The organism is Clostridium sp. AF35-15 (assembly GCF_003477745.1).
In the GTDB taxonomy this organism is placed as follows: Bacteria; Bacillota; Clostridia; order Lachnospirales; family Lachnospiraceae; genus Otoolea; species Otoolea fessa.
Map to the genome: position 1 here is coordinate 1 of NZ_QUDY01000012.1, position 22850 is coordinate 22850.

Annotated in this window: 34 protein-coding genes; 5 read left to right on the forward strand and 29 right to left on the reverse strand. The window is 47.0% G+C overall.

The window, feature by feature from the left end; translation table 11 throughout:
* The 14 genes from DWZ76_RS12450 to DWZ76_RS12505 all read right to left on the reverse strand — a co-directional run.
* A partial coding sequence (locus DWZ76_RS12450) for a hypothetical protein (protein WP_118472886.1) occupies nucleotides 1-268 on the reverse strand: 268 nt, incomplete at its 3' end.
* A gap of 5 nt (nucleotides 269-273) precedes the next feature.
* Complete coding sequence (locus tag DWZ76_RS12455; protein ID WP_118472887.1) at nucleotides 274-654, reverse strand: hypothetical protein; 381 nt, start codon at nucleotides 652-654, stop codon at nucleotides 274-276.
* Nucleotides 655-803: 149 nt separating this feature from the next.
* Nucleotides 804-956 carry a hypothetical protein gene (locus DWZ76_RS15100; RefSeq protein ID WP_182431327.1) on the reverse strand — a complete coding sequence of 51 codons (153 nt, stop codon included), beginning with the start codon at nucleotides 954-956 and terminating at the stop codon, nucleotides 804-806.
* Nucleotides 922-1467 (reverse strand): hypothetical protein, encoded by a 546-nt coding sequence (locus tag DWZ76_RS12465; RefSeq protein WP_147353140.1) that lies wholly within the window; start codon nucleotides 1465-1467, stop codon nucleotides 922-924. The genes DWZ76_RS15100 and DWZ76_RS12465 overlap by 35 nt, the downstream gene beginning before the upstream one ends.
* Before the next feature lie 36 nt (nucleotides 1468-1503).
* The gene (locus DWZ76_RS12470; RefSeq protein WP_118472889.1) at nucleotides 1504-2184 is read right to left on the reverse strand and encodes an ERF family protein; all 681 of its coding nucleotides are present in this window, start codon (nucleotides 2182-2184) and stop codon (nucleotides 1504-1506) included.
* 11 nt (nucleotides 2185-2195) lie between these two features.
* The gene (locus DWZ76_RS12475) at nucleotides 2196-2681 is read right to left on the reverse strand and encodes a siphovirus Gp157 family protein (protein ID WP_118472890.1); all 486 of its coding nucleotides are present in this window, start codon (nucleotides 2679-2681) and stop codon (nucleotides 2196-2198) included.
* On the reverse strand, nucleotides 2668-2823 hold the full coding sequence (locus DWZ76_RS15105; RefSeq protein WP_182431328.1) for a hypothetical protein: 156 nt from the start codon (nucleotides 2821-2823) through the stop codon (nucleotides 2668-2670). The genes DWZ76_RS12475 and DWZ76_RS15105 overlap by 14 nt, the downstream gene beginning before the upstream one ends.
* Nucleotides 2807-3127 (reverse strand): hypothetical protein, encoded by a 321-nt coding sequence (locus DWZ76_RS12480; RefSeq protein ID WP_118472810.1) that lies wholly within the window; start codon nucleotides 3125-3127, stop codon nucleotides 2807-2809. Before DWZ76_RS12480 ends, DWZ76_RS15105 begins: the two co-directional genes overlap by 17 nt.
* Entirely contained in the window at nucleotides 3099-3395 is a 297-nt protein-coding gene (locus DWZ76_RS12485; protein WP_118472891.1) for a hypothetical protein, read from the reverse strand. Before DWZ76_RS12485 ends, DWZ76_RS12480 begins: the two co-directional genes overlap by 29 nt.
* Nucleotides 3376-3564 carry a hypothetical protein gene (locus DWZ76_RS14960; protein ID WP_147353141.1) on the reverse strand — a complete coding sequence of 63 codons (189 nt, stop codon included), beginning with the start codon at nucleotides 3562-3564 and terminating at the stop codon, nucleotides 3376-3378. Before DWZ76_RS14960 ends, DWZ76_RS12485 begins: the two co-directional genes overlap by 20 nt.
* Nucleotides 3565-3569: 5 nt before the next feature.
* Entirely contained in the window at nucleotides 3570-3782 is a 213-nt protein-coding gene (locus DWZ76_RS12490; protein WP_118472892.1) for a hypothetical protein, read from the reverse strand.
* Between the two features lie 219 nt (nucleotides 3783-4001).
* Nucleotides 4002-4172: a hypothetical protein gene (locus DWZ76_RS12495; RefSeq protein ID WP_207663654.1), complete on the reverse strand. Its 171-nt coding sequence runs from the start codon at nucleotides 4170-4172 to the stop codon at nucleotides 4002-4004.
* A gap of 104 nt (nucleotides 4173-4276) precedes the next feature.
* Nucleotides 4277-4522, reverse strand: a complete 246-nt coding sequence (locus DWZ76_RS12500) for a hypothetical protein (RefSeq protein WP_118472894.1) — start codon at nucleotides 4520-4522, stop codon at nucleotides 4277-4279.
* Between the two features lie 82 nt (nucleotides 4523-4604).
* Complete coding sequence (locus tag DWZ76_RS12505) at nucleotides 4605-5108, reverse strand: helix-turn-helix transcriptional regulator (protein WP_118472895.1); 504 nt, start codon at nucleotides 5106-5108, stop codon at nucleotides 4605-4607.
* 134 nt (nucleotides 5109-5242) lie between these two features.
* Between DWZ76_RS12505 and DWZ76_RS12510 the strand changes: the two genes are divergently transcribed.
* The gene (locus tag DWZ76_RS12510; RefSeq protein ID WP_118472896.1) at nucleotides 5243-5761 is read left to right on the forward strand and encodes a hypothetical protein; all 519 of its coding nucleotides are present in this window, start codon (nucleotides 5243-5245) and stop codon (nucleotides 5759-5761) included.
* A gap of 162 nt (nucleotides 5762-5923) precedes the next feature.
* Here the strand turns inward: DWZ76_RS12510 and DWZ76_RS12515 are convergent, their stop codons facing one another.
* Entirely contained in the window at nucleotides 5924-6124 is a 201-nt protein-coding gene (locus DWZ76_RS12515) for a helix-turn-helix transcriptional regulator (protein WP_347474711.1), read from the reverse strand.
* Between the two features lie 199 nt (nucleotides 6125-6323).
* On the opposite strand from DWZ76_RS12515, the gene DWZ76_RS12520 reads away from it, so the two are divergent.
* The 4 genes from DWZ76_RS12520 (at nucleotide 6324) to DWZ76_RS12535 (ending at nucleotide 9236) form a co-directional block, all read left to right on the forward strand.
* Entirely contained in the window at nucleotides 6324-6752 is a 429-nt protein-coding gene (locus DWZ76_RS12520; RefSeq protein ID WP_118472898.1) for a helix-turn-helix transcriptional regulator, read from the forward strand.
* Between the two features lie 10 nt (nucleotides 6753-6762).
* Nucleotides 6763-7197, forward strand: coding sequence for an ImmA/IrrE family metallo-endopeptidase (locus DWZ76_RS12525; protein ID WP_243017837.1), 435 nt, complete (start codon nucleotides 6763-6765; stop codon nucleotides 7195-7197).
* 38 nt (nucleotides 7198-7235) lie between these two features.
* Complete coding sequence (locus tag DWZ76_RS12530) at nucleotides 7236-7970, forward strand: hypothetical protein (RefSeq protein WP_118472899.1); 735 nt, start codon at nucleotides 7236-7238, stop codon at nucleotides 7968-7970.
* Between the two features lie 201 nt (nucleotides 7971-8171).
* Nucleotides 8172-9236, forward strand: coding sequence for a site-specific integrase (locus tag DWZ76_RS12535; RefSeq protein WP_118472900.1), 1065 nt, complete (start codon nucleotides 8172-8174; stop codon nucleotides 9234-9236).
* A 109-nt stretch (nucleotides 9237-9345) separates the two neighbouring features.
* Here DWZ76_RS12535 and DWZ76_RS12540 read toward each other — a convergent pair whose 3' ends face one another.
* The 14 genes from DWZ76_RS12540 to DWZ76_RS12605 all read right to left on the reverse strand — a co-directional run bounded on the left by DWZ76_RS12540 (nucleotide 9346) and on the right by DWZ76_RS12605 (nucleotide 22810).
* Entirely contained in the window at nucleotides 9346-9552 is a 207-nt protein-coding gene (locus DWZ76_RS12540) for a small, acid-soluble spore protein, alpha/beta type (protein ID WP_118472901.1), read from the reverse strand.
* Between the two features lie 47 nt (nucleotides 9553-9599).
* The gene (locus DWZ76_RS12545; RefSeq protein ID WP_117795242.1) at nucleotides 9600-9860 is read right to left on the reverse strand and encodes a hypothetical protein; all 261 of its coding nucleotides are present in this window, start codon (nucleotides 9858-9860) and stop codon (nucleotides 9600-9602) included.
* Nucleotides 9861-9872: 12 nt separating this feature from the next.
* Nucleotides 9873-10694, reverse strand: coding sequence for a DUF1700 domain-containing protein (locus tag DWZ76_RS12550; RefSeq protein WP_118472902.1), 822 nt, complete (start codon nucleotides 10692-10694; stop codon nucleotides 9873-9875).
* Between the two features lie 13 nt (nucleotides 10695-10707).
* On the reverse strand, nucleotides 10708-11022 hold the full coding sequence (locus DWZ76_RS12555) for a PadR family transcriptional regulator (protein WP_022360428.1): 315 nt from the start codon (nucleotides 11020-11022) through the stop codon (nucleotides 10708-10710).
* Nucleotides 11023-11487: 465 nt separating this feature from the next.
* Nucleotides 11488-11637, reverse strand: coding sequence for a hypothetical protein (locus DWZ76_RS15490; protein WP_333490962.1), 150 nt, complete (start codon nucleotides 11635-11637; stop codon nucleotides 11488-11490).
* A gap of 52 nt (nucleotides 11638-11689) precedes the next feature.
* Nucleotides 11690-12772 (reverse strand): 30S ribosomal protein S1, encoded by a 1083-nt coding sequence (gene rpsA, locus DWZ76_RS12565; RefSeq protein ID WP_022360427.1) that lies wholly within the window; start codon nucleotides 12770-12772, stop codon nucleotides 11690-11692.
* Complete coding sequence (gene ispH / locus DWZ76_RS12570) at nucleotides 12753-13604, reverse strand: 4-hydroxy-3-methylbut-2-enyl diphosphate reductase (RefSeq protein ID WP_118467777.1); 852 nt, start codon at nucleotides 13602-13604, stop codon at nucleotides 12753-12755. Before ispH ends, rpsA begins: the two co-directional genes overlap by 20 nt.
* 300 nt (nucleotides 13605-13904) lie before the next feature.
* Nucleotides 13905-14891, reverse strand: a complete 987-nt coding sequence (locus DWZ76_RS12575; RefSeq protein WP_106999740.1) for a LysR family transcriptional regulator — start codon at nucleotides 14889-14891, stop codon at nucleotides 13905-13907.
* A 417-nt stretch (nucleotides 14892-15308) separates the two neighbouring features.
* The gene (locus tag DWZ76_RS12580; protein ID WP_118472903.1) at nucleotides 15309-16325 is read right to left on the reverse strand and encodes an aminopeptidase; all 1017 of its coding nucleotides are present in this window, start codon (nucleotides 16323-16325) and stop codon (nucleotides 15309-15311) included.
* Between the two features lie 518 nt (nucleotides 16326-16843).
* Nucleotides 16844-17860 carry an aminopeptidase gene (locus tag DWZ76_RS12585; protein ID WP_118472904.1) on the reverse strand — a complete coding sequence of 339 codons (1017 nt, stop codon included), beginning with the start codon at nucleotides 17858-17860 and terminating at the stop codon, nucleotides 16844-16846.
* Nucleotides 17861-18110: 250 nt separating this feature from the next.
* Complete coding sequence (locus DWZ76_RS12590) at nucleotides 18111-19409, reverse strand: dicarboxylate/amino acid:cation symporter (RefSeq protein ID WP_118472905.1); 1299 nt, start codon at nucleotides 19407-19409, stop codon at nucleotides 18111-18113.
* A 368-nt stretch (nucleotides 19410-19777) separates the two neighbouring features.
* Nucleotides 19778-20770: an FAD-binding protein gene (locus tag DWZ76_RS12595; protein WP_118472906.1), complete on the reverse strand. Its 993-nt coding sequence runs from the start codon at nucleotides 20768-20770 to the stop codon at nucleotides 19778-19780.
* Between the two features lie 154 nt (nucleotides 20771-20924).
* Entirely contained in the window at nucleotides 20925-22328 is a 1404-nt protein-coding gene (pepV, locus tag DWZ76_RS12600; protein WP_117795236.1) for a dipeptidase PepV, read from the reverse strand.
* A 32-nt stretch (nucleotides 22329-22360) separates the two neighbouring features.
* Entirely contained in the window at nucleotides 22361-22810 is a 450-nt protein-coding gene (locus DWZ76_RS12605; protein WP_022360228.1) for a GatB/YqeY domain-containing protein, read from the reverse strand.
* Nucleotides 22811-22850: the final 40 nt, after the last annotated feature.

Genomic DNA, 22850 nt, shown 5'->3' on the forward strand with positions numbered 1-22850 from the left:
CCCGCCACGGCTCATAGTTACGCCGGTGCATTACCACCGGAATCTCGCCCGCCCTTGCATCCCTGGAAGCCTGCTGTAATGCTTTCCGGAGTCTCAGGTCTTCCACCCGCTTGACCTCGATATGTACGTCCGGCAGTCCGATCACATCCGCATCGCCGGAAGTCCCGCAATACTGCTGACCCCGGCGGCAATTATATCCATAGTCCCGCAGGATGCCAGCAAGCTCACGCTCTCCGCGTTTTCCTTTTTCTCTCTGCATCTTCCCCATCCTGCTTATCCTCCATCTCTGAACATGCTGAGCTGTCCATATACGCCTTTAGGTTCTCTTCGGCCCATTCCGATAAATTTAAGCGCTCCCGCCTGCGATGCGCGAATCGCTTGTACTCGACGTTCCTGCCGCTCATGCCACCGTTTTGTGTCCGCGCGCCCTGAATCCGTTTCTTCTGGAAGATAATAACCTTTTCCATCATCGCGATTCAAAACTGCATAATCAGCCCGCAAAACTTCTATTCCATCCCGAAGCATTCGATCATCACATCTAAGGCGCTTACACAGCTCCTTGCGCGTCTGCGCATTTTTATGTCCTACTCCCAGCGCGTTGTATAAAGCACTGGTAAACCGCTCCATCTGCGGCGTCACTTTCTTCTTCGCCAACTTGCTTCCTCCTTCCGGAGCGGGAGGGTCGGTCTCCCTCCCGGTAAACCAATGGCATCCTGTAAAGGTTTGGTAATATATAACACGGTAAGACGTGCCAGGATGCTGTCTACGGGTTACTATGTACTAGCCCTGCGGCTGTTGTACCGTTATAAATAACTCTTGCCAAACTCGGCAATAAACTGTTCTCTGGTGCCGATGTGCGCCTCATAATACTCCTGTGCCTGACGTTTCAAATGCTCATCAAACTCCTGATTCATGTGGACGCTATATAGTTTCTTTCTTCCTGTGGTTTTCTTCATATTCTGCCATCATCCGAGCCAGCTCATCCGGCGGCAGGGTTTCAATCCCCTGCTCCTTGCATTCCGCTACCAGCCCATTTATCAACTCGCTCATTTCCTTTGTATCGTAGGTACTGGATCCAGCAAGCACCGTATATGTACGGTATGCTTTCCCATCCTTGCCCTGCTTAACCTGCGAAGTTGGACGGATGTGGAAGGTTTCCGCCTCCAGCGCCGTCTCTTCCGCTTCGGTCGTGTCCGGTACAACCAAAAACGCCATCTGACCGGCAATCATGAGATTCTGGCCGTATCTCCGAAGCATGAGGTTGTGTGCCCGCGGCTTGGATATGCCCGCCACCTCTGCCAGACGCGAGAGAAGCACCCAGTAATACGCATTCGCGTCCAGGCTCCGCTTCTCCCGCCATTGCTTTGCAATGATCCGCAGGGGCTTGTCCTTCATCTTGTCAATCGACGATGACACATCCGATTCCAACTCAAACGTCAGCCGCATCCGACCGGTTTTCCAGTCCATCGACACATCTTTTAAAGTTCCCTTACTCTCCATAGGCTAATTGAACGGAAGACCGCTCGTTTCATCCTCCGGCGGTACCGTGGCTGGATCTACTTTCCCTTTGGATTTATCCGGCGTGTTCTTAAAACTCTTCATCGCGTTCTGGAATCGTTCCACCGTCAGGTGTTCCAACGAATCTACGCCGATTGCTTTCAAAATACATTTCGGGCTCTTTCCGATTCTGTCGCACTCTTTCAGGAATACATTCCTCATCGCTTCGCTTGCCAGCTCCGGGGCTTTCTCGGAAGCCGACGGCGTCTCCGCATCCGGATCCTTCATTTCCTCGGTTGGAATGCAGAACACCTGGAAGCAAGCATATTTGAATGCAACCGACATTGCTTTATTGGTTGCTTTGTCGCCGCTGTCCATCCCTTCGCCAACTACCACCGCCTCGATGTGGCTGCCGTCCTCGGCGTAGAACGTATATTTCATACGACAGACCGAATATAAAAGCATCCCGCCCTTTGCAGTCCTGCGTTCCTCCCGCGTCTGATCCATAACCTCCGGGACAACGAACAGGTGATGCTTAATAAATGCCGGATTCAGCGCATTCATGACCGCGTCAATGCCGCGATACTTGAATTTCTGCTGCTCATTTAACGAATCTTTCCCGACCACTCCCACATCTTCCATGACAGCTGCTATCGTCTGGAAGATATTCTTTTTCGTCTCTCCCATATCTCTGCCACCTATCTAATAATCATGTTGCTACGGGTTACAATCGATACGCCAGGAATTTCAGCGCCATTGTCCAGCGCCTCTTTCAGTGCTGTCTTATTCAGCTCTGGATCCTTGCGGCGGATGAACTCTTCCGGAAGTGCATTAATATCCCCGGCGTATTCAATCGCCTTGCTGGCGCGGTACGACACCGCCACTCTGCTTGTCTTAAACTTCTGACCGTCTAACGCTCTTTTAACGTACTCCTGCAGTGATTCCGCCTTTCTCTCGGCTTCTCTCTGGCGTGTTTCCAGCACCCTCTTCTCATTTTTCAGCTGCTCCGCATCGCTTTTCAGATCCTTAATCCAGAGCAGGACATTCTCGATCTTCTCGTCTCTGGCTTCCTGCAGCGCATCCAGCGCCGCATAAGCCTCTTCATTTACAATCTCCCCCGTCTCTTCATCGACCGCCGCCTCAAACGCTTCCATGATGCGGGCATCAATCTCATACAAATTCATAAGCTACCTCCGGTTCATTTGCTCTATTTTCATTTCTCTGATTTCTATGGTTGATCCTGTTCTTCATATCTTTCCGGCACTCCTCACAAGCCAAACCGCCGTCTTCCAGATATGCGCCGCAGCAGTCACATCTTTCCAGCATCCTGTAACTCCTTTTTCTTGTTCGCAAGCTCTTTCAGCAGTCGCTCCATATCTCCAGCGTGGTCGAGGAAGGCTTGAGCATTCCAACGTCCTTCCGCGCCGCGTGTAAAGCTCCATCCATTTTGATACATGCTAACATCTACGTCTGCTACGTGACCCGAAAACGAAAAGAATGCCGTAGGTTTGTGTCCAGTAAGCTCCTGACTTCTTACCTGTGTGGTATTGATCTCCAACACCATCTCCAGCGCCTCATGAATCTTCTTCCGGCGCATCTTCTCAATTTTCTTTGCCAGTCTCTTCTTCATCAGAATCCTCCCGTGCTACTTCCACAGTTGCAAGAAATGCTATATAGAAATCTGCATATGCTTTCGCCAGCTCTTCTCCCGAAAAATGCTTTTTCAGAAGCGCCGCCGCCATTACTGCCAGGGTTCTCGGAAGAAGTGAATATTTAACATCACCGATGATAAACACCCCTGAATCTCTGGTTGCATCATACTGGATCGTGGCACCAAGGATCATATCCCCCTCCAGCTCCATCGGCTCCCTTTTACCTTTAATTGTTGCTTTTACCATTGCATCCTCCCGAATCTCTTGATATAATCAAGCTGTTAATATTTTTATTGATGTGACCGTTCAGCTCTGCCAAGCTGGCGGTCTTTTTCTTTGGTTTCCCATAACCGGTGTACCGGCTGGCGTTTACCATCGCCCCGGCGCGGTTGGTTCCGTTGGTTCTCCTGCTCATCTTTCTTATTCAATGCCATTGCAGACGCTTTCCAGCAATTCCGCAATCTCCTTTCCGCTGTAAACAGCTCTGTTGTTTTCCGGTGTTTCATTCCCCAGATAGCCTATAAGGTAATGCGTCGCAAGCTTGACGCGTAATCCATCATCACGGTAATCTTCTCTGACTCTCAGATCTTCCCGTGGCATACCTCTGAGGATTTCTTCGACTCTCTTCGACATACTCCTGTCCTCCTTCCCCTGCTGCCAAAAACAGCCTTTACTGCTTCTCCAGCCTCAAACAGCTCTCGCCCCCCCCCTCATCACACGGAACGCTGGGCATTTTTCTTTTAAGCATAATTCAAATCTCGTCCGTGTAACGTCCCCTTGTCCAACAAGTACGGCTGGAAATGTCTCCATCACAGTTCTGAACGGGCAAAACTCCATTTCTCTTTCTCTCATTTAGAACATCCCCGCCGCCTGCGCAATCGCCACCATCGCCCCGGTCGCCACCGCTGCGATCGTCATGCCTACATATGCCAGCCGCCACGCAAACCGCAGATCCGCCTGTGCTCTGCCAAGTTCTTTGTCCAGCACCTCAATGGTCCGCTGGTTCTGACTTCTCAGTTCCATGCATTTCAGTTCTCTTCTCATTACGCTTCCTCGCTTTCTTCTTATAATTTTTGCACGGGTATTCCCGATCGGATTCCATACACCGCCAGCAACTCCAGCAGATCTTACACGACTTTTCTTTCATTTTCATATTTTGCAATCACATTATTGCGAATCTCCAGAAGCCGCAGCACGTACGCCCCAGACACCTTCCACGGCGCAGATTTAAGATTATGGAGCGTTGACATCGATACTCCCAGCTCACCAGCAAGTTTTTCATTTGTCCAACTGGTTCGAATCTTAATTTCGTTTATCCAATCCGCCGTGCAATAGCTCCATGATGGCTTTTTCTTAAATGCAGTTCTTTTCATTTCTTACACCTCCTTCTCATCCTCTGTTGCGAACAGAATTCCCCCTACTCAGCTAATGACATCTGAGCATTGGCATCCCGAATCAATCCGGTTCTATCGGCAAATCATCCGTCACACGCTTTTTGAACTTCTTCTGAATTTCTGCCGTTGATACTGGAACTCCTACAAGTTGTACAAAATGTCTCTCTCGCCCGCTGCTGTATGCAACATGGCACTCCTTGAATTTTCTGTCATATATCATGAATGCCATCCGCTTACTGGTAGCTCTCTGGTAAAGTTTAAGACATGGACTGGAGTCCGACCAAACCAGATAAAGGCATTCTTTTCCGCCGCCCTCCAACTCCGCATCCAGAAGCCAGTCCACTGATCTGTTTAAGACCTTTGACAGCTTTTCCAAATCATCCAAATCGATCCGGATCTTTACATTTTCAATTCCCACCAGCCGATGGGGTTTGATTCCTGACTGCTCTGCCAGCTTCTTCTGGGTCCATCCCATTTCTGCTCTGGCTTTGACAATGTTATTTGCAATGTCGCAATAAAAATCAAAGCCAATACGTTCCAGAATCTCGTTCTCAATAAAACGCATCTCTTTTGCCTCCCTTCTAGGTTCGCTCTCTTTATTGGAATACGCCTCTTTTTAATTGCCATCCCCATCCTTTTGCCCTATACTGTACTTACAGGCTTCCAAAAATGCCGAGTACAAAACAAAAGGAGACTCCCATGAGCATTAATTTTGATTCTCTTTTTTCGCACCCATTAGATTTATCGTGGGTAATTACAGCTGTTATTGCTATTGCTGCTTTTTTATCTCCCGTAGCTGTTGCTTTAATTAATAATCACCATGCATATAAAATGAAAAAGCTCGAATTCTGTCATGAAGAAAATATGAAAAAATTATCTCTTTCCCATGAAGCTGCTCAAAAGCAATTTGAAATTTATTATGCTGATAAAAAAACTGCTTTTAGTGAGGTACTTCGCTCCGCTGGTAACTTTACCGCTTCGAAGCAATCTCTTGAACGCTATCAAAATGTCCACTCCGCTGTCGATACAGCTCTTTTGTTCTGTGATTCCCAAAACCAAAAAACACTTATTTCGTTCATGGATAAAATCGACAACGAAGTCTTTGGTAGCGGATCCTCAAGAGAAGAACGAACAATGTATTCTTCCCTTATCGCATCTTTAGGTTGTGAACTTAATAAAGAACTAACTTCTACCAAGCAAATCGTAGAACGCGAATAGCGTAAACATGATCGATATAAACAGAGCCCATACAGGATACACCTTGTTATGTGGCTCTATTTTTTTCATAATCAGAACGCATAATGCTCCTAAAAGCCAGCAGCCAATTAACAATACTATCTTCATCCCTCTCACCTCCCTACTCCAACAGATCCTCGATCGCTATTCTGCTTCCGCGAAATACTCCACCGGAACGTCGAAGTATTTTGCAAGAATCAGAAGCTTGTCGAACTTCGGCGCATAGTTTCCATTCTTCCAATTAGAAAGTGTTGCTGTCGAAATTCCAGTATCTGCTGCAACTCTATAGTCTGTTATATTTCTCTTGTCTCGCAGCTCTGCATATTTTTTATACAAAATAGACACCTCCTTCTTTAAAATCTATTGACTTTAGCTAAGGTTTCTTATATAATCAAAGTACCACCTAAGTTATTTAAGAAACCAAAGCCTATGTCATTGTTTGTAGCTTAGATATCTTAGCTACATCCATACAATAGCATAGATATCTTAGCTTGTCAATATTTTTAGCTAATTTTTCTAAGCTATTCAGGCGGAAAGGACTATAATGTATGAGATTTTTGAACAGCTACTTTCCAAGTATGGAGTAACCGCCTATAAAGTAGCTAAGGAAACTGGTATTACTACTGCAACGCTGTCTAATTGGAAACAAGGGAAATACACTCCCAAGCAGGATAAGCTACAGAAAATTGCTGATTATTTCGGCGTGTCTTTAGAGTATCTGATGACCGGAAAAGAAGCGGTCGTAAAAGAAAAAGCCCCAGAGCTTACAGCCCGGGACGAAAGAGATATAAAGAAAGACCTCGACTCCCTGCGTGAGAAACTGGCCAATAAAGAATCTGGTCCAGCGGCATATGACGGGCAGGATATTCCGGAAGAAGATATTGATCTGTTTTTGGGACAGGTGGATCTTATGCTCCGCCGAGTAAAAATAAAGAACAAAGAGAAATACAATCCCAATAAAAACAAAAAGTAGGTGATCTGGGTTGAATGACTATGTCAGAAAAAAGGCCTTAGCTTATAGAAGAAAAATTAATACTTCTGATCCGTTTAAACTGGCCGACGCTCTTGGCATCGAAGTCATGACCTGCGACATTGGTTCCCGGCTCGGCTGCTATATGTATCTGAAACGGTCAAAGTGCATCTGGATCAGCGAATCTCTCGAAGGCAATGAGCGAATGTTTGTTATGGCTCATGAGTTGGGGCATGCAATTCTGCACCCGAAAGAAAACTGCTATTTTTTAAGGACTCACACCTTGCTGAATACGAAATTAGAAGTCGAAGCAAATAAATTTGCTGTGGAATTTTTAATTCCGGACGAAATATTAACAGAATATCTTAAATACAAAGAATGCTCCATCGAGCAGGTATCCAGATTATTGGGGTATCAAAAAAAATTAATTGAACTACGATTAAAATAGCTTTGGCATTTTAATAAAAAACACTAAGGAGAAAAGGTATGAAAAGAAAAATATTTTTTGTAGCATTGCTGTGTACATTCTCTTTGTCGGCTTGCGGCGGTGGAAACACATCGACAACCGAAACGCCAACAGAAAGCTCCGTCGAAGAAAGCACTGCAGAAGACAGCTCCGTTTCCGCTGATAACGATTCCGACGGCTGGGGAAGTGTACGAGCGTTAGGACTTGATAATTCAACCATGCTTTCTATTTATCAAGACTATCAGACCGCTTGGGAATCTTCACCAGAAGATCCGATTGCGAAAAGAGATTATGAAGCACAGGTTGATGAAGAGATTGCAGAAAAATATGGTATTTCAACAGATGATGCTTCTCACGTATATATGTATGTACTGGGAAACTACGATAAAATAGCTGCTGAAAACGGTGCTTCCGATACATCAGAAATTCAACTTCATTATGGCGATTTGCTTAGTACCACTGTAAACGGGACAACCATCGTCCTGAAAGCCAAGATTACATCTAGTTTGACTAAAAAAATGACCGTAGCTAGCTGCTTTTACGATGTATATGACGCGGTCGAAAAATATGGTCTGGATCAATATGATGAATTGCAATACTGGGCGGTCGCTGATATGACAGACGGAAGCGAACAAAAAGTTATTAGCTTTACTGTTTCGCATGATACTCTTGAAAAAATCGCCAATGGGGCGATTGTAGAGGGGCAGTTACAAAGCTATTCGACTGATGTATGGTTAAGCCCTGCTTTACAGTGATTTCCTAAAGTAGTCGATTTCGACCACTTTAAATAGCAAAACCGCCCGGTATTGGCGTACCGAACGGCTTTACATAGATTTTCTCTTACAGGATCACTCCCGGAAGATATAATCAAACTTGAACACTTTGAATTATATCATTCTTCCGGGCGCCCTGCAAGGGGTGTATTTCCTATACCCACCAAGGAGGATGATATCATTATGGCAAAACGCAAAAATTCACTCCCATCCGGGAACTTTCGTGTTCTGGCTTTAGATTACACAGATCCGGATGGTAAACGTCATTATAAGTCCTTTACCGCGCCGACCAAGAAAGAGGCGCGGATGCTTGCAGACGAATGGAAATTATCAAAGAAAAGGAACCGCGCCGAAAATATATCCGTTCGTGTCGCTGTCCAGCGATACAAGGACATGAAAGCAGCCGTCCTTTCCCCGTCTACCCTACGCGGCTATGCAGGACTCTTGCGGACGCACTTCCAGGGCAATTTCGGCAGCACACGCCTTAATGAATTGAACAGCCAGATTGTACAGATCTGGATATCTGATTTATCGAAAAGGCTTAGCCCTAAGACCGTCCGAAATGCCTATGCGCTTCTGACAGCGGCTCTCGATATGTTTGCCCCCGACCTTTCCATCCGCGTACAGCTTCCCGCCCGGAAGCACCCGGAGCTATATTGTCCGAACGACACAGATATTCAGCGCCTCCTGGCTGAATCTGCTGGAACCGATCTGGAAATAGCCATTCTTCTGGCTGCATTTGGTCCGCTTCGCCGTGGCGAAATCTGTGCTTTGACTTCCCGTGATATTAAAGAGAACACCATAACTGTCAGCAAAAGCATCGTGCGCAGCGAGGACAATGAGTGGATAACCAAGTCACCCAAAACCTACGGCAGCTATCGAACTATACAAATGCCAGAATTCTTTTTTAAACATATACGCGGTAAAAAAGGGGCACTGTGTAACCTGAACCCCGATCAGCTCACGCGAGAATTCGAACGGGTTCTGGATCTCTGCCAGCTCCCCCACTTCCGCTTTCATGACCTGCGGCATTACTCCGCGTCCATCATGCATGCGATCGGAGTTCCGGATCAATACATTATGCAGCGAGGCGGTTGGTCCTCTGACAATGTGATGAAATCCGTCTACCGGAATGTCATTGATTTGGAGGCAGAAAAGCAGAGTCAGCTGATCCTTGAACATTTCCAAAAAGTTGCAAACGTAAAATCATGCAACACGAAATGCAACACGATGCCTGAAAAGCATTGATATTAAAGGCTTCTTCGCGGGTTCAAGTCCCGCAGCCGGCAGATTTGAAGCCCCTTGAAAATATTGGATTTTTCCTTTATTTTCAAGGGGTTTCGGTGTTTTAAGGGAATTATCCGTCTTTCTTATCCTGTTTCATCTCCCGCCTTTTCTTCGTCATCAGACCGCCAATCCGCCCGCTCTCCTTGGCAGTCAGGCTTCTCCAGCCATACTGTCGTACCTTGTCCGCCAATCCAACTTCTTCCGCCACCTCATATTTCAGCCGCTCTGCCGGGGTCATTTTCTCAAAATCCACCTTATTTTCATCCATAAAAAACATACTCCTTTCCATCTTGTGTACTCAGAGTATGTCCATTTTCTGGAAATCTATTCGTATTGTCTTTCTCCGTTCAGCTGCTCTTTTACCTCATCCGACTCATCAAGCTCTTCCGGCAGCTGCTCCGTATCATCCCATATTTCCTCAGAATCACCCCAATTATATTTATCCTGAAAATTTTTTTCCTGATCGATCAGAAAATCCAGTCCGGCAGCTGCGCCTCCAATGGCAGCCCCGATCGATGTCACACCGATTCCCCCCACAAAGAGGACAGCGCCAATGATTGCCATTTTTTTCATCCATTTTTTCATTTTCCTATCCTCCTACGCCCTGGCTGACAGATAACCTGCCGCCTGACGGCAAAGCTGAATGATTCCCTTGACTGCCCACGGCAGAAATACACCGTAAAACAGGATACAGCCGCATATCAGAAGCAGACAGCTGCCCTCTGCCGCGATACCCAATCCGATGAACATCAGTCCCATCGCAAAATGTTCAAACAGACTCGCTGCACCCAGAACGAACAGCATAATTCCGCCAACAAACACCAGCACCGTCATCAGTCCCAGCACCACCAATATCGCTGCCAGTGCGACTGCCAGCCCAAAAACACTTCCCACAGTCCCCGTTACCAGCGAAAAGATAAATGGAAGAACTGCAAGCACTACCAGAACTGCCACAACCATTCCAATCTTGGAACCGGTTATTTTTTCTTTTAAGCAATGCAGCATCTCGCTCAGACGGCTTCTTTGATTCTCATTGGATGCCGCATTTTCTCCCGTTTCCTCATCCCGAAATTCCCGGAATGGGGCATCCTCGGTTCCAGCCTGAAATCCTGCTTCTTTTTCTCGTTCTCCCTGTTCTGCCCCACCGCTTCTGGATAAAGTCGTCCGCTTTTCTTCAAACCGGCTGTCATTGTACCCCCGGTCTGTAAATTCGCCGCCACTCCATTCACTCTGCAGCTCCGTCCGGATTACCTCGGCAATATGCTCCGGACTCTGAAATTCTGCAAGTACCTCTTCTTCCTTCTCCGGTCCCGCTTCCTCCAGATAATCGCGGTAATAGTCAATCGCATCCCGTTTTTCTTCTTCCGGAATATCCTGCAAGAGCGCTTCCAGCCTCTCTAAAAATGCTTCTTTTTTCATGATCTGCCTCTCCTTATCCCTCTTTCAGTATCTCTGAAATTTTTCCTGCATACACGTTCCACTCACCCCGGTAAAGATTCAGCTGAATCCGTCCCGCCTCCGTTATTTTGTAATACCGTCGGTTTCTGCCGTCGATCGCCCGGTCATATGTTTCCAGGCAGTCATCCTTCTGAAGCCGCCGCAACACCGGATAAAGCGTGGACTCCGATATTTCGATTGCCTGACGGACATCCTGCGTGATCTTATACCCATATGTTCCTTCTGCAGATTTTGATACAACTGAAAGGACGATCGCATCCAGAAGCGCAGCTCCTGTATTAAAAACCATCTTATCCCTCCTAAGATTCACTAATTCAAAATATAATATTTTTTCTTGTTTAATATTATATGTTATATAATATTGTATCTAAATTATATATCAGTGTACCTTCTTTGTCAATATTTTTCCAAATATCCTTATGACTCACTCCAATCCATCTTTCTGCTCCCACAACCCTTCACCACGCCGTATCCCGCTCCTCATCACGCAAAAAACAGACCGTACAACCTATGTTCCATCACATACGCCATACTGCCTGTTTTCATTTTTATCTTATTCAAGTCGAACATCCGTGAGACTTGGCGCGTGATTCTGGTCAGCAAAGCTGACATATTCCTATCAGAATCACTGCGCATCCTCGCGGAGCGTTTATCTCAGTTGGAGACCCAACTCCCACTGAGACAAATTTGCTATTACTCACCACCTGAAGAGGCGGGAGTCTTCTCGACTGAGATAAAATCACCAAATAGCTTTCTACAGCGCCAGAAACAGCCAGCTCTTTCTTCCAATCCCAGAAATACCCAACTGCGTTCCGGTCAAGAATACCATGCCCCACGCCATCGCAAAAACGGCTGCCACCTCCACATTCTTCCTGTGGAAGTGACAGCCTGATGATTCTTTCATCCTCCGTCTGACGCACTATCTGTCCGATGAGAAACTGGCGTCAACCGTTTGATTAGTTTTCTTCTGCTTCCTGATTCTCAAGAGCTTTCATGCTCAGGCTGATCTTGCGGTCTGCCTCGTTGAAATCAACTACCTTAGCAGTGATAACCTGTCCTACGCTCAGTACGTCGGATGGTTTGTCAACATGCTCTCTGGAAATCTGGGATACGTGAAGAAGTGCATCTACACCTGGCTCCAGCTCAACGAATGCGCCGAAATCAGTCATACGTGCTACCTTGCCTTCTACTACGTTGCCTACAGCATATTTCTCAGCTGCGTTTGCCCACGGATTGCTCTCCGGGAACTTTAAGCTCAGAGCGATCTTCTCGCCGTTGATATCTTTGATCAGAGCTTTTACTTTATCGCCTACTTTGAAAACCTTCTTCGGATTCTCAACTCTGCCCCAGGACATCTCAGAGATGTGAAGCAGACCGTCAGCGCCGCCAAGGTCGATAAATGCACCGAAATCAGTTACATTCTTAACAACACCTTCTACGGTCTGACCAACAGCGATCTTCTCGAATAATTCTTTCTGCATAGCAGCTTTCTTCTCAAGCAGGATCTGCTTGCGGTCGCCGATGATACGGCTTCTTCTTCCGCTCGGATTGAACTCGGTAACTACGAACTCAATCTCCTGACCTGCGTACTTGGATAAGTCTTTATCATAAGTATCAGAAACCATGCTTGCCGGAATGAATACACGGGTTCCCTCAACCTCTACTACGAGGCCTTTCTCCATAACCTGTGTAACTTTCTCTTTCAGAACTTCCTTGTTCTCGAAAGCTTCTTTCAGACGTTTCAGACCCTTATCAGCAGCCAGTCTCTTGTAAGATAAAGCAGCCATGCCCTCTCCGTCGTTTACTTTCAGAACTTTTGCTTCCAGTTCGTCGCCGACCTGAACTTTGGTTCTAAGATCTACGCCCGGCTCATTGGTGAATTCGCTTCTTGTGATGATGCCTTCGGATTTGCTTCCAGCGATGCTGAGAATGATTTCGTCTTCCTTGACACCGATAACCTGACCGGTAACAGCCTCTCCTGTACGTAATCTCTTGAATGATGATTCTTCAAACATTTGTTCAAAACTTAATTCTGACATTAGTATGAACCTCCTCGATAATTTGATTTGGGGTCGATGCCCCGGCTGTAATACCTACGCTGCGCACAGTACCTGTTATCTCAGGCTTGAAATCTTCCAGTGTCTGAATGTAGTAAGTGTGTTTACATTCCCTGCGGCAAATCTCATACAACTTTTGTGTGTTAGAACTGTTCTTGCCTCCAATCACAATCATAACATCAACCTGTGAAGCTATCTGCCTCGCCTCAACCTGTCTCTCCTGTGTTGCATTGCAAATCGTATTTAAAACAAGTATATCATAATACGTTTTTGAAATTTTTTCAACTAAATCTTGAAATTTATTGTAGTTAAATGTCGTCTGCGCCACGATACAGAGCTTTTCATCCGGTCTGAGTGCCAGATTTTCAAATTCCTCCAGTGACTCGACTGCCAGAGTATACTCATTTCCCCAGCCTTTGATACCCTCGACCTCCGGGTGGTGCTCATTTCCCACGATAATCACGCGGCGTCCGGCTTCGCACTGTTCCCGGACAATCTTGTGGATCTTTTTGACAAATGGACAGGTCGCGTCCACAAGCTCCAGTCCCTGGCGTTCCAGGAGTTCATAGATCTCCCTGCCTACGCCGTGGGAACGGATGACGACCACGCCTTCTTTCAGGGCTTCCAGTTCCTCCTTCGAATTGATGACCTGTACGCCCTTCTCTTCCAGATCCCGCACCACCTCTTCATTGTGGATGATGGGACCGTAGGTATAGATCGGCTTCTTCCCCGTCGCTATCTGATCATATACCTTCTCGACTGCCCGCTTCACGCCAAAGCAGAAGCCAGCCGTCTTCGCAACTGTGATTTCCATGTTCCTGCCCGCTATTCCTCCTATTCCTCATCGTCTTGGATAAATAAATCCCCTCTGTCTCCTTCATAAAATCCACCTTTGCTCCTGTCTCTCATAGCATCCCGCGAATTCTCCAGAATAGAAATTCTTCCGCCTTTAATCGGCAACTCATTTACCCTCATTGTTATAGTCTATCATACTTTAGACTGCTGGTAAAGTCTAAATCGACGTAAAATTATATAAAATTTACACGATTAACTGATTTTGCAACCACATTCCGGAATTTACGCCGCATTCAGTCCCTGTCTTCGGAAATTGCCGTTACTCCTTTTGCCTCCCGGCAGCCGGATCGGCGTCCGGATCATCCGACCGGATGCCTGCCAGACGCATAAACTCACGCATCGCCGCCGTCACATAACGCCCCCGCTTGACCGAAAATGTGATCTCCCGCTCAGACAACGGGTCGTCTATCTTATAATAGACCAGCCTCGGGTCCTCCGGACGCCACTGTACAATATCAGAACGCACAAACATCGCTCCAACCCCATTGGAGACGATATTTAAAGAAGTCAGCACCTGATCCACCATCATCACAGTTTTCATCGTAAAACCGCTGTTGCGGCACATTTTCGCGCCTCGTTTATACATATCATTGCCCGGTTTCATCGTGATAAACGGCACATCCTTAAATTCCTTTAACGGAACTGCCTCCACCTCCGGTTTTAAAAAGGACTTGGACAGAATCTCCTGCCTGGACAGTCGGTATGGCTGCAGCTTCCGGTTAACTGGAAAACTTTCCGGAACTGCCAGAATCAGATTTTCCTTCCGGAATAAATACCGTTTGATCGAAGTATCGTCCTTCTCCATCGCCGTCTCCAACACCAGATCCAGCGACTCATTTTCCAACCCCGCTTTCAGCTCCCGTGTATTTCCTTCTGTTAGGTCAATCGTAACCTGCGGATATTTTGTCTGAAAACGGGCAATCAGATCCGGATACACAAACGAGCAGAAATAAGATGCACCGCCGAGCGCCAGCGTGCCGCCCTGAAGCCCCGCAATATCTTGAAAATACCGTTCCAAATTCCGTTCCAGAAAAAGAATCTTTTCAACGGTACGGATGTAATACGCGCCCTCCTTCGTCACCGTCAGCGGAATCGTACTGCGATCAAAAATCGGCGCTCCCATCTCTTTCTCTGCCTTCCGCACCATGTTGCTGAGTGCTGGCTGGCTGATAAAAAGCTTCTTCGCCGCTTTGGAAAAACTCTTTTCTTTGTAAACCTCATACACGTACTTCATTTCATTCAGCATTTGTCAATTCCCCCTGTCCATTTTCCATCCTGCTTTGCTTAAACGAATATAACCGCCATATCTAACAGTTATTTTTTATTGTTATTATTTTATCATAAGATTTCTATATCTGTAAACAAATAAACTGTATTTTCCGTCCATTTGTCGTTTTTCAGACAGAATCCAGCTTGTTTTACGAAACTTCCAGGTGCGTGAATCAGCACTCAAAAGAAGCTGCGAACACCTGCGCTCTGCACATCTAAGGCAGCTAACCTGCGTCCACAGCTTCCATTTTTAATATGGAGGTTTATTCAATTCCTAAGCTTTTACAAATTCCTGATGTTTTATATTGCGGCTGCTCAAGGGGAAATCACAGCCGCAATTCATGCAGTCTTTCATTGACAATTCGTTCTTGATATTTCTTAATATATAGCCATATTATTTGTCGCCCAAACAAACAACCTTGCCGTCTTTTACGATCAGAACTTCTTCTGGTGTTCCCTCGTCGAAGATAACGGTCGGATTGTACTGTACCATGTCGATATGTACGGTCGAACGTGCCGGCTGTCCATAGTAGAAGCCGTTGCCCATTGCGATGTGGCAGGTTCCTCTTGCCTTCTTCTCTTCCTCGAAGTCTCCGTTGAACATACAAGCCGGGTTAAGTCCAAGTCCGATCTCTGCGATGTTGTCGGAATCTTTAACTTCTGCGATCTGACGGCGGATTTCTTTACAAATCTTCGGATCGCCGCCAACTACCTCTACGATGCGCCCTTTTTCGATTCTTAACTCAACCGGTGTGGTCGGGCATCCATAGTAGCAGATAGGTCCATCAATTACCAGTTTGCCATGGGTTGTGTCGATCACCGGTCCTAAGGAAACCTCGCCGTCAGACCAAGCCATTGCATCGCCCGGATTTCTCGCGATACCGCACTCGATGATCGGCTCCATCTGATTCATTTCCATGTACAGGTCGGTACCAGCCGGTGTGGTGATGTGAGCCATCTTATGACCTCTCCAGATAGCCTGCAGTTTCTCGCCATCTGCGTAAACTGCTTCGTAGTCTGCCAGAGCGCCGCCTCGTGTGAAGTTGTCGATATTTCTTAAGCAGATAGAAACCTCGCGAAGTTTCTTCTGGTTGATGAGCTCTTTCAGGTGGTTATTGTAGATAGCTGCACCGGATGCGGTGGTCATGCCGACAAATACATCGCAGGCATCCATGCCAAGTTCCAGAGATTTCGGGAAGATGGTTGCTTTGTCTTTTCCACGAATCGGCATCATGTATACGCCGTACTCAGCGCCGCAGTTTAAAGCGGCTGCTGCCATCGCCTGGGTCATTCTCTCATCGGTCTGAGGGTCAACGACAATCAAAACTTCCTCGCCCGGTTTAACAGCCATCAGGTTGCCAAGAAGATACTGTGCACGTTCCATACATTCGATAATTCTGTTATCACTCATAACTCATTCTCCTCGCTTTTGTTATTATTTGACAGTCTCTGCATCCAGCCGATTTAAGCTATCTGCCTGTCATTGTTCTCTGTTTCATAGCTGTTTATTTAGTTTTTTCTGTTCCTCATGAGGTTTGACTATATACTATCAAACCCGCACACACTTATAAACAAATATACCCATTTGCGAATATGTTATAAATATTTCGTGATAAGGGGTTTACCATCCTGCTGGAAGCATTCCCAGTGCGCTGAAAATTGCGTAGAATACGGTACTGCCGTACAGCAGGACGATAATCGCCTGCATCGGCTTGCTTGCCATCCAGCCGCAGTTCCATACCGGCTCAATGTCACCTGTTTTTCTTGCTCGGGAGGCGGTACTTCACATCCAAATCAGACTTAAAAATACCAAGAATCCCCGTTCAGCCGATACACTGGCTGAACGGGGATTCCTGGCGTCATACAAAACAGTAAGGTATATTTATATGGTTATAATTGGGGTGAACTGTCTAGTTGGATGCAATAGTTTTATTTGTCGCCCAAACAAACAACCTTGCCGTCTTTTACAATCAGAACCTCTTCTGGTGTTCCCTCGTCGAAGATAACGGTCGGATTGTACTGTACCATGTCGATATGTACGGTCGAGCGTGCCGGCTGTCCATAGTAGAAGCCGTTGCCCATTGCGATGTGGCAGGTTCCTCTTCCCTTCTTCTCTTCCTCGAAGTCTCCGTTGAACATACAAGCCGGGTTAAGTCCAAGTACGATCTCTGCGATGTTGTCGGAATCTTTAACTTCTGCGATCTGACGGCGGATTTCTTTACAAATCTTCGGATCGCCGCCAACCACCTCTACGATACGTCCTTTTTCAATTCTTAACTCAACCGGTGTGGTCGGGCATCCATAGTAGCAGATAGGTCCATCAATTACCAGTTTGCCATGGGTTGTGTCGATCACCGGTCCTAAGGAAACCTCTCCGTCAGACCATGCCATTGCATCGCCCGGATTTCTCGCGATACCACACTCGATGATCGGCTCCATCTGATTCATTTCCATGTACAGGTCGGTACCAGCCGGTGTGGTGATGTGAGCCATCTTATGACCTCTCCAGATTGCCTGCAGCTTCTCGCCGTCTGCGTAAACTGCTTCATAATCTGCCAGTGCGCCGCCTCTTGTGAAGTTATCGATGCTTCTTAAGCAGATGGAAACCTCGCGAAGTTTCTTCTGGTTGATGAGCTCTTTCAGGTGGTTATTGTAGATAGCTGCACCGGATGCGGTGGTCATGCCGACAAATACATCGCAGGCATCCATGCCAAGCTCCAGTGACTTCGGGAAAATGGTTGCTTTGTCTTTTCCACGAATCGGCATCATGTATACGCCGTACTCAGCGCCGCAGTTTAAAGCGGCTGCTGCCATCGCCTGGGTCATTCTCTCGTCGGTTTGAGGGTCAACGACAATCAAAACTTCCTCGCCCGGTTTAACAGCCATCAGGTTGCCAAGAAGATACTGTGCACGTTCCATACATTCGATAATTCTGTTATCACTCATAGTTTTAATCTCCTTTTCTTGTTTTGTCTGGTTTCCTTAAATTTTTGCACCTTTGCAAGTGGGAATTATTTCTGTTTTTTTCCTTTTTATCCGGAAAACGTGGACTTTTCAGAACCGGGTGTTCCATATTCCATCTTTGATTCACGTTCTGCACAAATTTGTCGTTTCCCCGCTTTCCGGGTTCCATACATAACTACTGCCCAGATATATTTCACATTTCATACGAATCCGGGATGTCTCTTTCTAAAACTCAAGCTGCCTTTTTGGCTTCTCCCTGATTGAAAATCTCGTGATCCAGTTCGCCCTCCATCTGAGAAATGCAGACAGATGCTACCAGGTCGCCTACAGAGTTAGTAGATGTGTGAATCTGGTCGATGATACGATAGATTCCAGCTACCAGTGCGTATGCATCCAGCGGAAGTCCCATCTGCGTCATCAAGGTTAAGCTGATAACCAGACCAATCTGCGGAGTTGCTGCACAGCCAACGCTTAAGAAGGTTGCCTGTACAACCAGCATAATCTGCTGCTGAATACTTAACTCTACGCCGTACAGCTGTGCGGCAAAGAGAACAACGATACCAAAGTATGCACACGTTCCGTTCATCTGAGCGGTACATCCAAGTGGAAGTACGAAACTCGCAATATCTCTCGGAACGCCCATCTTCTTCGGTGCTACTTCCATTGATACCGGAAGAGCTGCTGAAGAAGTACAGGTACTAAATGCGATCATCCAAGGTTCAAACGCTTTGCGCCAGAACTTCATCGGATTTACCTTTCCAATCACGATAAGGAAAATGCTGTATCCAACAGTACTCATGATAATGCAGGCAAGATAATCAGTTAAGATGAATTTCAGAACCGGTCCGAAGATGGCAACGCCATATTTTGCAAGTGCTACAGTCATCAAACTGAATACGCCGTAAGGGATGATTCCAAGAATCATGTCGATAACCTTAAACATCGTCCGTGAACAAAGGCTGATGATGTCACATAACTGCTGTGCTTCCTTGCCAATGCTGATGATGGCAAATCCAAGAAACAGGGAAAAGACGATAATCTGCATCATCTCGCCGCTTGTCAGTGCCTGAAATGGGTTGGACGGAATTAAGTCGAGCAGTGTCTGGTAGATACCCGGAAGTTCTTTCACCTCCATTGCTGTCTCTGCCGTTCCCAGCTGCAAGCCACGTCCCGGTTTGATGATATTGGCAAGTATCAGACCGATGGTTGCTGAAATACCGCCAGTTGCTAAAAACCAGATGATGGTTTTAACGCCGATGCTTCGAAGTTTCTTGATATCGCCCAGCGAAAGTGCCGCGTCGATGATACAGAAGAACACCAGCGGGACGACAATCATCTTGATCAACTTGATAAACAAATCTCCAATGAACTGGAAGAACGGAAGGACATATCCGTTAATGATCTCATTCTCCACGCCGCCCATAAAATTTAAGACGTAACCAAACGCGATACCTGCAAACAATGCAATGAATATTTTCACGTACAACGGAGTTCCTTTTTTCTCCGCCCCATTTTTAGTTTTCTCCACCATGTAATACCCCCTTATGTAATGGTTTTTTATTTCTCGTGTTCCTCATGAGGTTTGACTACATAGTATCAAAAAGCCAGATTATTATAAACAAATATATCGAATTGCGAATAAGTTATAATAATTCAGTGATACAGAGTTAGTTCTGACTTACTTTTTTATATATTGTCTCCACAATAAAAATAATTTTATTTTTGCAAATCAGTTCCGTGCTGTTTTCTGTAAAATACTAAAAGCGGGTAAAAGTTTTTTTGCTTTTACCCGCTTCTTGCTTGAACCTTCTTCTTAAAGGTTCCTATTTAATTTCTATTTATTTCGTCTGCATCATCTGATTTTTTAGAAATGGCATTACATATGAACCAGCTTAGCTTTTACTGGTTATCCGAAACATAAACCGCTGCTTCTGTTCCTGCAGTCGAACCAAACACAACCGCCTCGGTCAGCTCATTGCCGGAGAGCACACCTTCACCGTCTACTGCCGCTGACAGGATCGGACCTGCTGCATAAAGACCATTGATCAGCTCGCCGCTATCTTTGTTTAGCTGTTCCGCATTGTTGCTGACAACCAAGGCAGCTGCCTTTCCATCTGCCTCATATACCTGAGATTCCTCAAAAACCGGAATCAGGGAGACATCGGTCGCTACCAGTGCCAGGCAGTCAATCTCCTGATCCTTGCCGTCCACCGTCACAGTGATGCGGTCAAGCGCACCTTCTTCATCGTAAGCGACGCTCTTTAATTCTGCCTTATATTCAACCGGAATCTTCAGCTCTTCGACTTTTTTAAGCAGCGCTTCCTGTGCAAGCTCGTTCAGATTTCCCTCTTTTGCCGGGAAACTGCGGGCCACCGAGGAACCTGCCTCCTGTGCCAGATCGCCATACTCCATTCCCAGTGTGTCGGCAAGCCAGTCTTTCGCCTCTTCGCTGTTCTCCGATACATATGCCGCCATATCCGAATTGTTCGTATTATTTCCTGCCGTCATAATATCGGACAGATAAATCTCAAAATCATCCGTAAGATTCGCCTGGAACTGCTCATCCGTATCGGCTGCATTAACATACGGTGCCATCTCCGTCATATCTGCCGCCAGCTCTTCGCCCGGTGCCAGAATCAGGATCTTCGACGGATCCATGCCCTCGGCTGCCGCCTGAACCGCCGCGATCAGTCCGGCGCTGTCTCCACCTGCGATGACAAGCTGTGCATCCGATGCTTCTGCCTCTCCGGTCGCTTCGGTTGCTTCCTCGCTTGCCGCTGCACTCTCTGTTGTATCTGCCTTACTGCCGCATCCCGCCAGTGCCGCTGTTCCCAGAACCGCTGCCGCCGTCAGAATCCCTGCCTTTTTAACTGTATGGAATGATTTTTTCATAATCGTTCTCTCCTTTCCCTCTCGCCGGAGTTCCTGCAGCTGTCTTCAAACATGCACAGTACCTCTCGGTTGTGGATTTCAGTCTAACATAGAACCTGCGGCGAATCAATTAAGGTTTCTTTAATTCTTACGGAGGAAAAAACGAAATTTTCTGTTACTTACACAAATCCGCAATCACCTGTGCAAAAATCTTCGCGCTTGCCACCAGATCACTCACATAGGCAAATTCATCCGCCCCATGCATACGGTTGTCCACGCCCGGCATCGACGCGCCAAATGCAACGCCGTTTTTCAGGTCATGCACATATGTGCCGCCGCCGGTGTAGTTGCACTCGCCCTTGTTGCCGGTATAAAGCTCATAAGCATTCAGAAGTGTTCTGACAAACTCGGAATTGCCATCTACAAAATGCGGCTCTCGCAGCTGCGGGGACTCCAACTTCATGCCGTGGGACGCAAGTTTTGCCTCCACCGGTTTCAACAGGTTGTCATCATTGCCGCCGATCGGGAAACGTCCGTCAAAGTACGCTTCCATCCGTGTCTCCGTCATCGTAAGCATCGTGAATGCCAGAGACAGCGCTCCGGATCCTTCTGCCTGCATCGCCACGCCAAGCGCCTTTCCCTCGGTATCATTCCACGGGAAGCACTCAGTCAGGCTGTGAATCAGCTTCGTCTGTCCGCAGGATGCAAATGGCAGGCGATCCAGAAGCAGAAGCAGGGATGCCAGCGCATTTTTGCCTTCCTCTGGTGTCGAGGCGTGTGCGCCCTCACCGACTGCGGTGATCACGATCACATCTTCCTCTGCCTGAAGCTCAAACTGTACGCCAGTCTCCTTCGTCACGCCCTCTGCCATCGGACGTACCTCTTCCTCGGTCAGTCCTGTAATTGTCGCATGCGCCTTGCCCGGAACAACATTGATCTTGATGCCAGCCTCGATGGACAGGATCCGCGCATTCTCCGTCGATACCTCAAAAGAAGCTGTCACATGCCCCGGGAAACGTCCTTTTTCGATATTGATAACCGGGAACGAAGCATCCGGGGAAAATGTCATCGGCGCTTCCTTCTCCACTTTATAATAATGTTCAATATCGCTGCTGCCGCACTCCTCATCCGTTCCCAGAATCAGGCGGACATTTTTTGTCACCGGGATTCCCAGTTCTTTGACCGCACGCATCGCATACAGAGCTGCTACCGCCGGTCCCTTGTCATCCGCCGTGCCGCGTCCGTACAACTTTCCGTCTTTTACAATCGGTTCAAACGGCTGTGTCACAGTCCAGCCCTCGCCTGCCGGGACAACATCCAGGTGTGCCAGAATATCTAGCTGGTGCTCACCGTCGTTTAAATCGGCGGTTCCTACATAATTATCGTAATTGTTGATGGAAAATCCATACTCTTCCGCCATTTTGAGTGCCTGTGCCAGTGCGCGGCTCGGACCTTCGCCGAACGGATCGCCCTCCTGGTATGCCGAACGCTCGCTGTTGATGCTGCACAGCGCGCATATGTCATCTAACATCTCCTGCTTGTGCGCCTCGATATACTGCTCGATTTTCTTTTTATACATAAATCTTCCGCCTCGTTCTTTTCCTTTGGTTATTATTTGGACAGAATTCCAGCCAGTACCTGGTTCACTACCTTTCCGTCTGCCTTGCCCTTTACCTTCGGCATCAGGGTTTTCATGATTTTGCCCTTGTCAGACGGTGCCGGATTTTCAATGCCAAGCTCTGCCAGAACACTTTTGATCACCTCTGCGATCTGCTCTTCGGTCAGATCCTCCGGTGCAAATTCCTGATAAACTGCCAGACGTGCCTGTGCCTCCTCGCGGATATCCGCACGATCTGCCGGAGCCAGTTCCAGAGTCTCCTTCGTCTGCTTGATCTCTTTCTTTACAACTGCGTCCGCCTCTTCCTCAGTCAGCGGAGAACGCTTGTCGATCTCCGCATTTTTCAGTGCGGATAACAGCATGGATAAGGAATCTTTTCTTGCTTTGTCTTTTGCTTTCATGGCTTCTACCATGGCTGCACGTACTACATCTACTCTGCTCATATGAAATGTCTCCTTTTCTGATTTTTTCTATATTTTCACC

What these genes read in the sequence shown, in the direction of transcription:
- DWZ76_RS12595 (WP_118472906.1), bottom strand. Translation starts at nt 20,770, where the DNA reads ATGAAAAAATCATTCCATACAGTTAAAAAGGCAGGGATTCTGACGGCG.
- DWZ76_RS12480 (WP_118472810.1), bottom strand. Translation starts at nt 3,127, where the DNA reads ATGAAGAAGAGACTGGCAAAGAAAATTGAGAAGATGCGCCGGAAGAAG.
- DWZ76_RS12585 (WP_118472904.1), bottom strand. Translation starts at nt 17,860, where the DNA reads ATGAGTGATAACAGAATTATCGAATGTATGGAACGTGCACAGTATCTT.
- rpsA (WP_022360427.1), bottom strand. Translation starts at nt 12,772, where the DNA reads ATGTCAGAATTAAGTTTTGAACAAATGTTTGAAGAATCATCATTCAAG.
- DWZ76_RS15105 (WP_182431328.1), bottom strand. Translation starts at nt 2,823, where the DNA reads ATGCTGGAAAGATGTGACTGCTGCGGCGCATATCTGGAAGACGGCGGT.
- DWZ76_RS12590 (WP_118472905.1), bottom strand. Translation starts at nt 19,409, where the DNA reads ATGGTGGAGAAAACTAAAAATGGGGCGGAGAAAAAAGGAACTCCGTTG.
- DWZ76_RS12535 (WP_118472900.1), top strand. Translation starts at nt 8,172, where the DNA reads ATGGCAAAACGCAAAAATTCACTCCCATCCGGGAACTTTCGTGTTCTG.
- ispH (WP_118467777.1), bottom strand. Translation starts at nt 13,604, where the DNA reads ATGGAAATCACAGTTGCGAAGACGGCTGGCTTCTGCTTTGGCGTGAAG.
- DWZ76_RS12490 (WP_118472892.1), bottom strand. Translation starts at nt 3,782, where the DNA reads ATGTCGAAGAGAGTCGAAGAAATCCTCAGAGGTATGCCACGGGAAGAT.
- DWZ76_RS12540 (WP_118472901.1), bottom strand. Translation starts at nt 9,552, where the DNA reads ATGTTTTTTATGGATGAAAATAAGGTGGATTTTGAGAAAATGACCCCG.
- DWZ76_RS12510 (WP_118472896.1), top strand. Translation starts at nt 5,243, where the DNA reads ATGAGCATTAATTTTGATTCTCTTTTTTCGCACCCATTAGATTTATCG.
- pepV (WP_117795236.1), bottom strand. Translation starts at nt 22,328, where the DNA reads ATGTATAAAAAGAAAATCGAGCAGTATATCGAGGCGCACAAGCAGGAG.
- DWZ76_RS12470 (WP_118472889.1), bottom strand. Translation starts at nt 2,184, where the DNA reads ATGGGAGAGACGAAAAAGAATATCTTCCAGACGATAGCAGCTGTCATG.
- DWZ76_RS12545 (WP_117795242.1), bottom strand. Translation starts at nt 9,860, where the DNA reads ATGAAAAAATGGATGAAAAAAATGGCAATCATTGGCGCTGTCCTCTTT.
- DWZ76_RS12550 (WP_118472902.1), bottom strand. Translation starts at nt 10,694, where the DNA reads ATGAAAAAAGAAGCATTTTTAGAGAGGCTGGAAGCGCTCTTGCAGGAT.
- DWZ76_RS12475 (WP_118472890.1), bottom strand. Translation starts at nt 2,681, where the DNA reads ATGAATTTGTATGAGATTGATGCCCGCATCATGGAAGCGTTTGAGGCG.
- DWZ76_RS15490 (WP_333490962.1), bottom strand. Translation starts at nt 11,637, where the DNA reads ATGAAAGAATCATCAGGCTGTCACTTCCACAGGAAGAATGTGGAGGTG.
- DWZ76_RS12555 (WP_022360428.1), bottom strand. Translation starts at nt 11,022, where the DNA reads ATGGTTTTTAATACAGGAGCTGCGCTTCTGGATGCGATCGTCCTTTCA.
- DWZ76_RS12520 (WP_118472898.1), top strand. Translation starts at nt 6,324, where the DNA reads ATGTATGAGATTTTTGAACAGCTACTTTCCAAGTATGGAGTAACCGCC.
- DWZ76_RS12605 (WP_022360228.1), bottom strand. Translation starts at nt 22,810, where the DNA reads ATGAGCAGAGTAGATGTAGTACGTGCAGCCATGGTAGAAGCCATGAAA.
- DWZ76_RS12500 (WP_118472894.1), bottom strand. Translation starts at nt 4,522, where the DNA reads ATGAAAAGAACTGCATTTAAGAAAAAGCCATCATGGAGCTATTGCACG.
- DWZ76_RS12575 (WP_106999740.1), bottom strand. Translation starts at nt 14,891, where the DNA reads ATGCTGAATGAAATGAAGTACGTGTATGAGGTTTACAAAGAAAAGAGT.
- DWZ76_RS12465 (WP_147353140.1), bottom strand. Translation starts at nt 1,467, where the DNA reads ATGGACTGGAAAACCGGTCGGATGCGGCTGACGTTTGAGTTGGAATCG.
- DWZ76_RS14960 (WP_147353141.1), bottom strand. Translation starts at nt 3,564, where the DNA reads ATGAGCAGGAGAACCAACGGAACCAACCGCGCCGGGGCGATGGTAAAC.
- DWZ76_RS12505 (WP_118472895.1), bottom strand. Translation starts at nt 5,108, where the DNA reads ATGCGTTTTATTGAGAACGAGATTCTGGAACGTATTGGCTTTGATTTT.
- DWZ76_RS15100 (WP_182431327.1), bottom strand. Translation starts at nt 956, where the DNA reads ATGAAGAAAACCACAGGAAGAAAGAAACTATATAGCGTCCACATGAAT.
- DWZ76_RS12495 (WP_207663654.1), bottom strand. Translation starts at nt 4,172, where the DNA reads ATGGAACTGAGAAGTCAGAACCAGCGGACCATTGAGGTGCTGGACAAA.
- DWZ76_RS12580 (WP_118472903.1), bottom strand. Translation starts at nt 16,325, where the DNA reads ATGAGTGATAACAGAATTATCGAATGTATGGAACGTGCACAGTATCTT.
- DWZ76_RS12485 (WP_118472891.1), bottom strand. Translation starts at nt 3,395, where the DNA reads ATGGTAAAAGCAACAATTAAAGGTAAAAGGGAGCCGATGGAGCTGGAG.
- DWZ76_RS12530 (WP_118472899.1), top strand. Translation starts at nt 7,236, where the DNA reads ATGAAAAGAAAAATATTTTTTGTAGCATTGCTGTGTACATTCTCTTTG.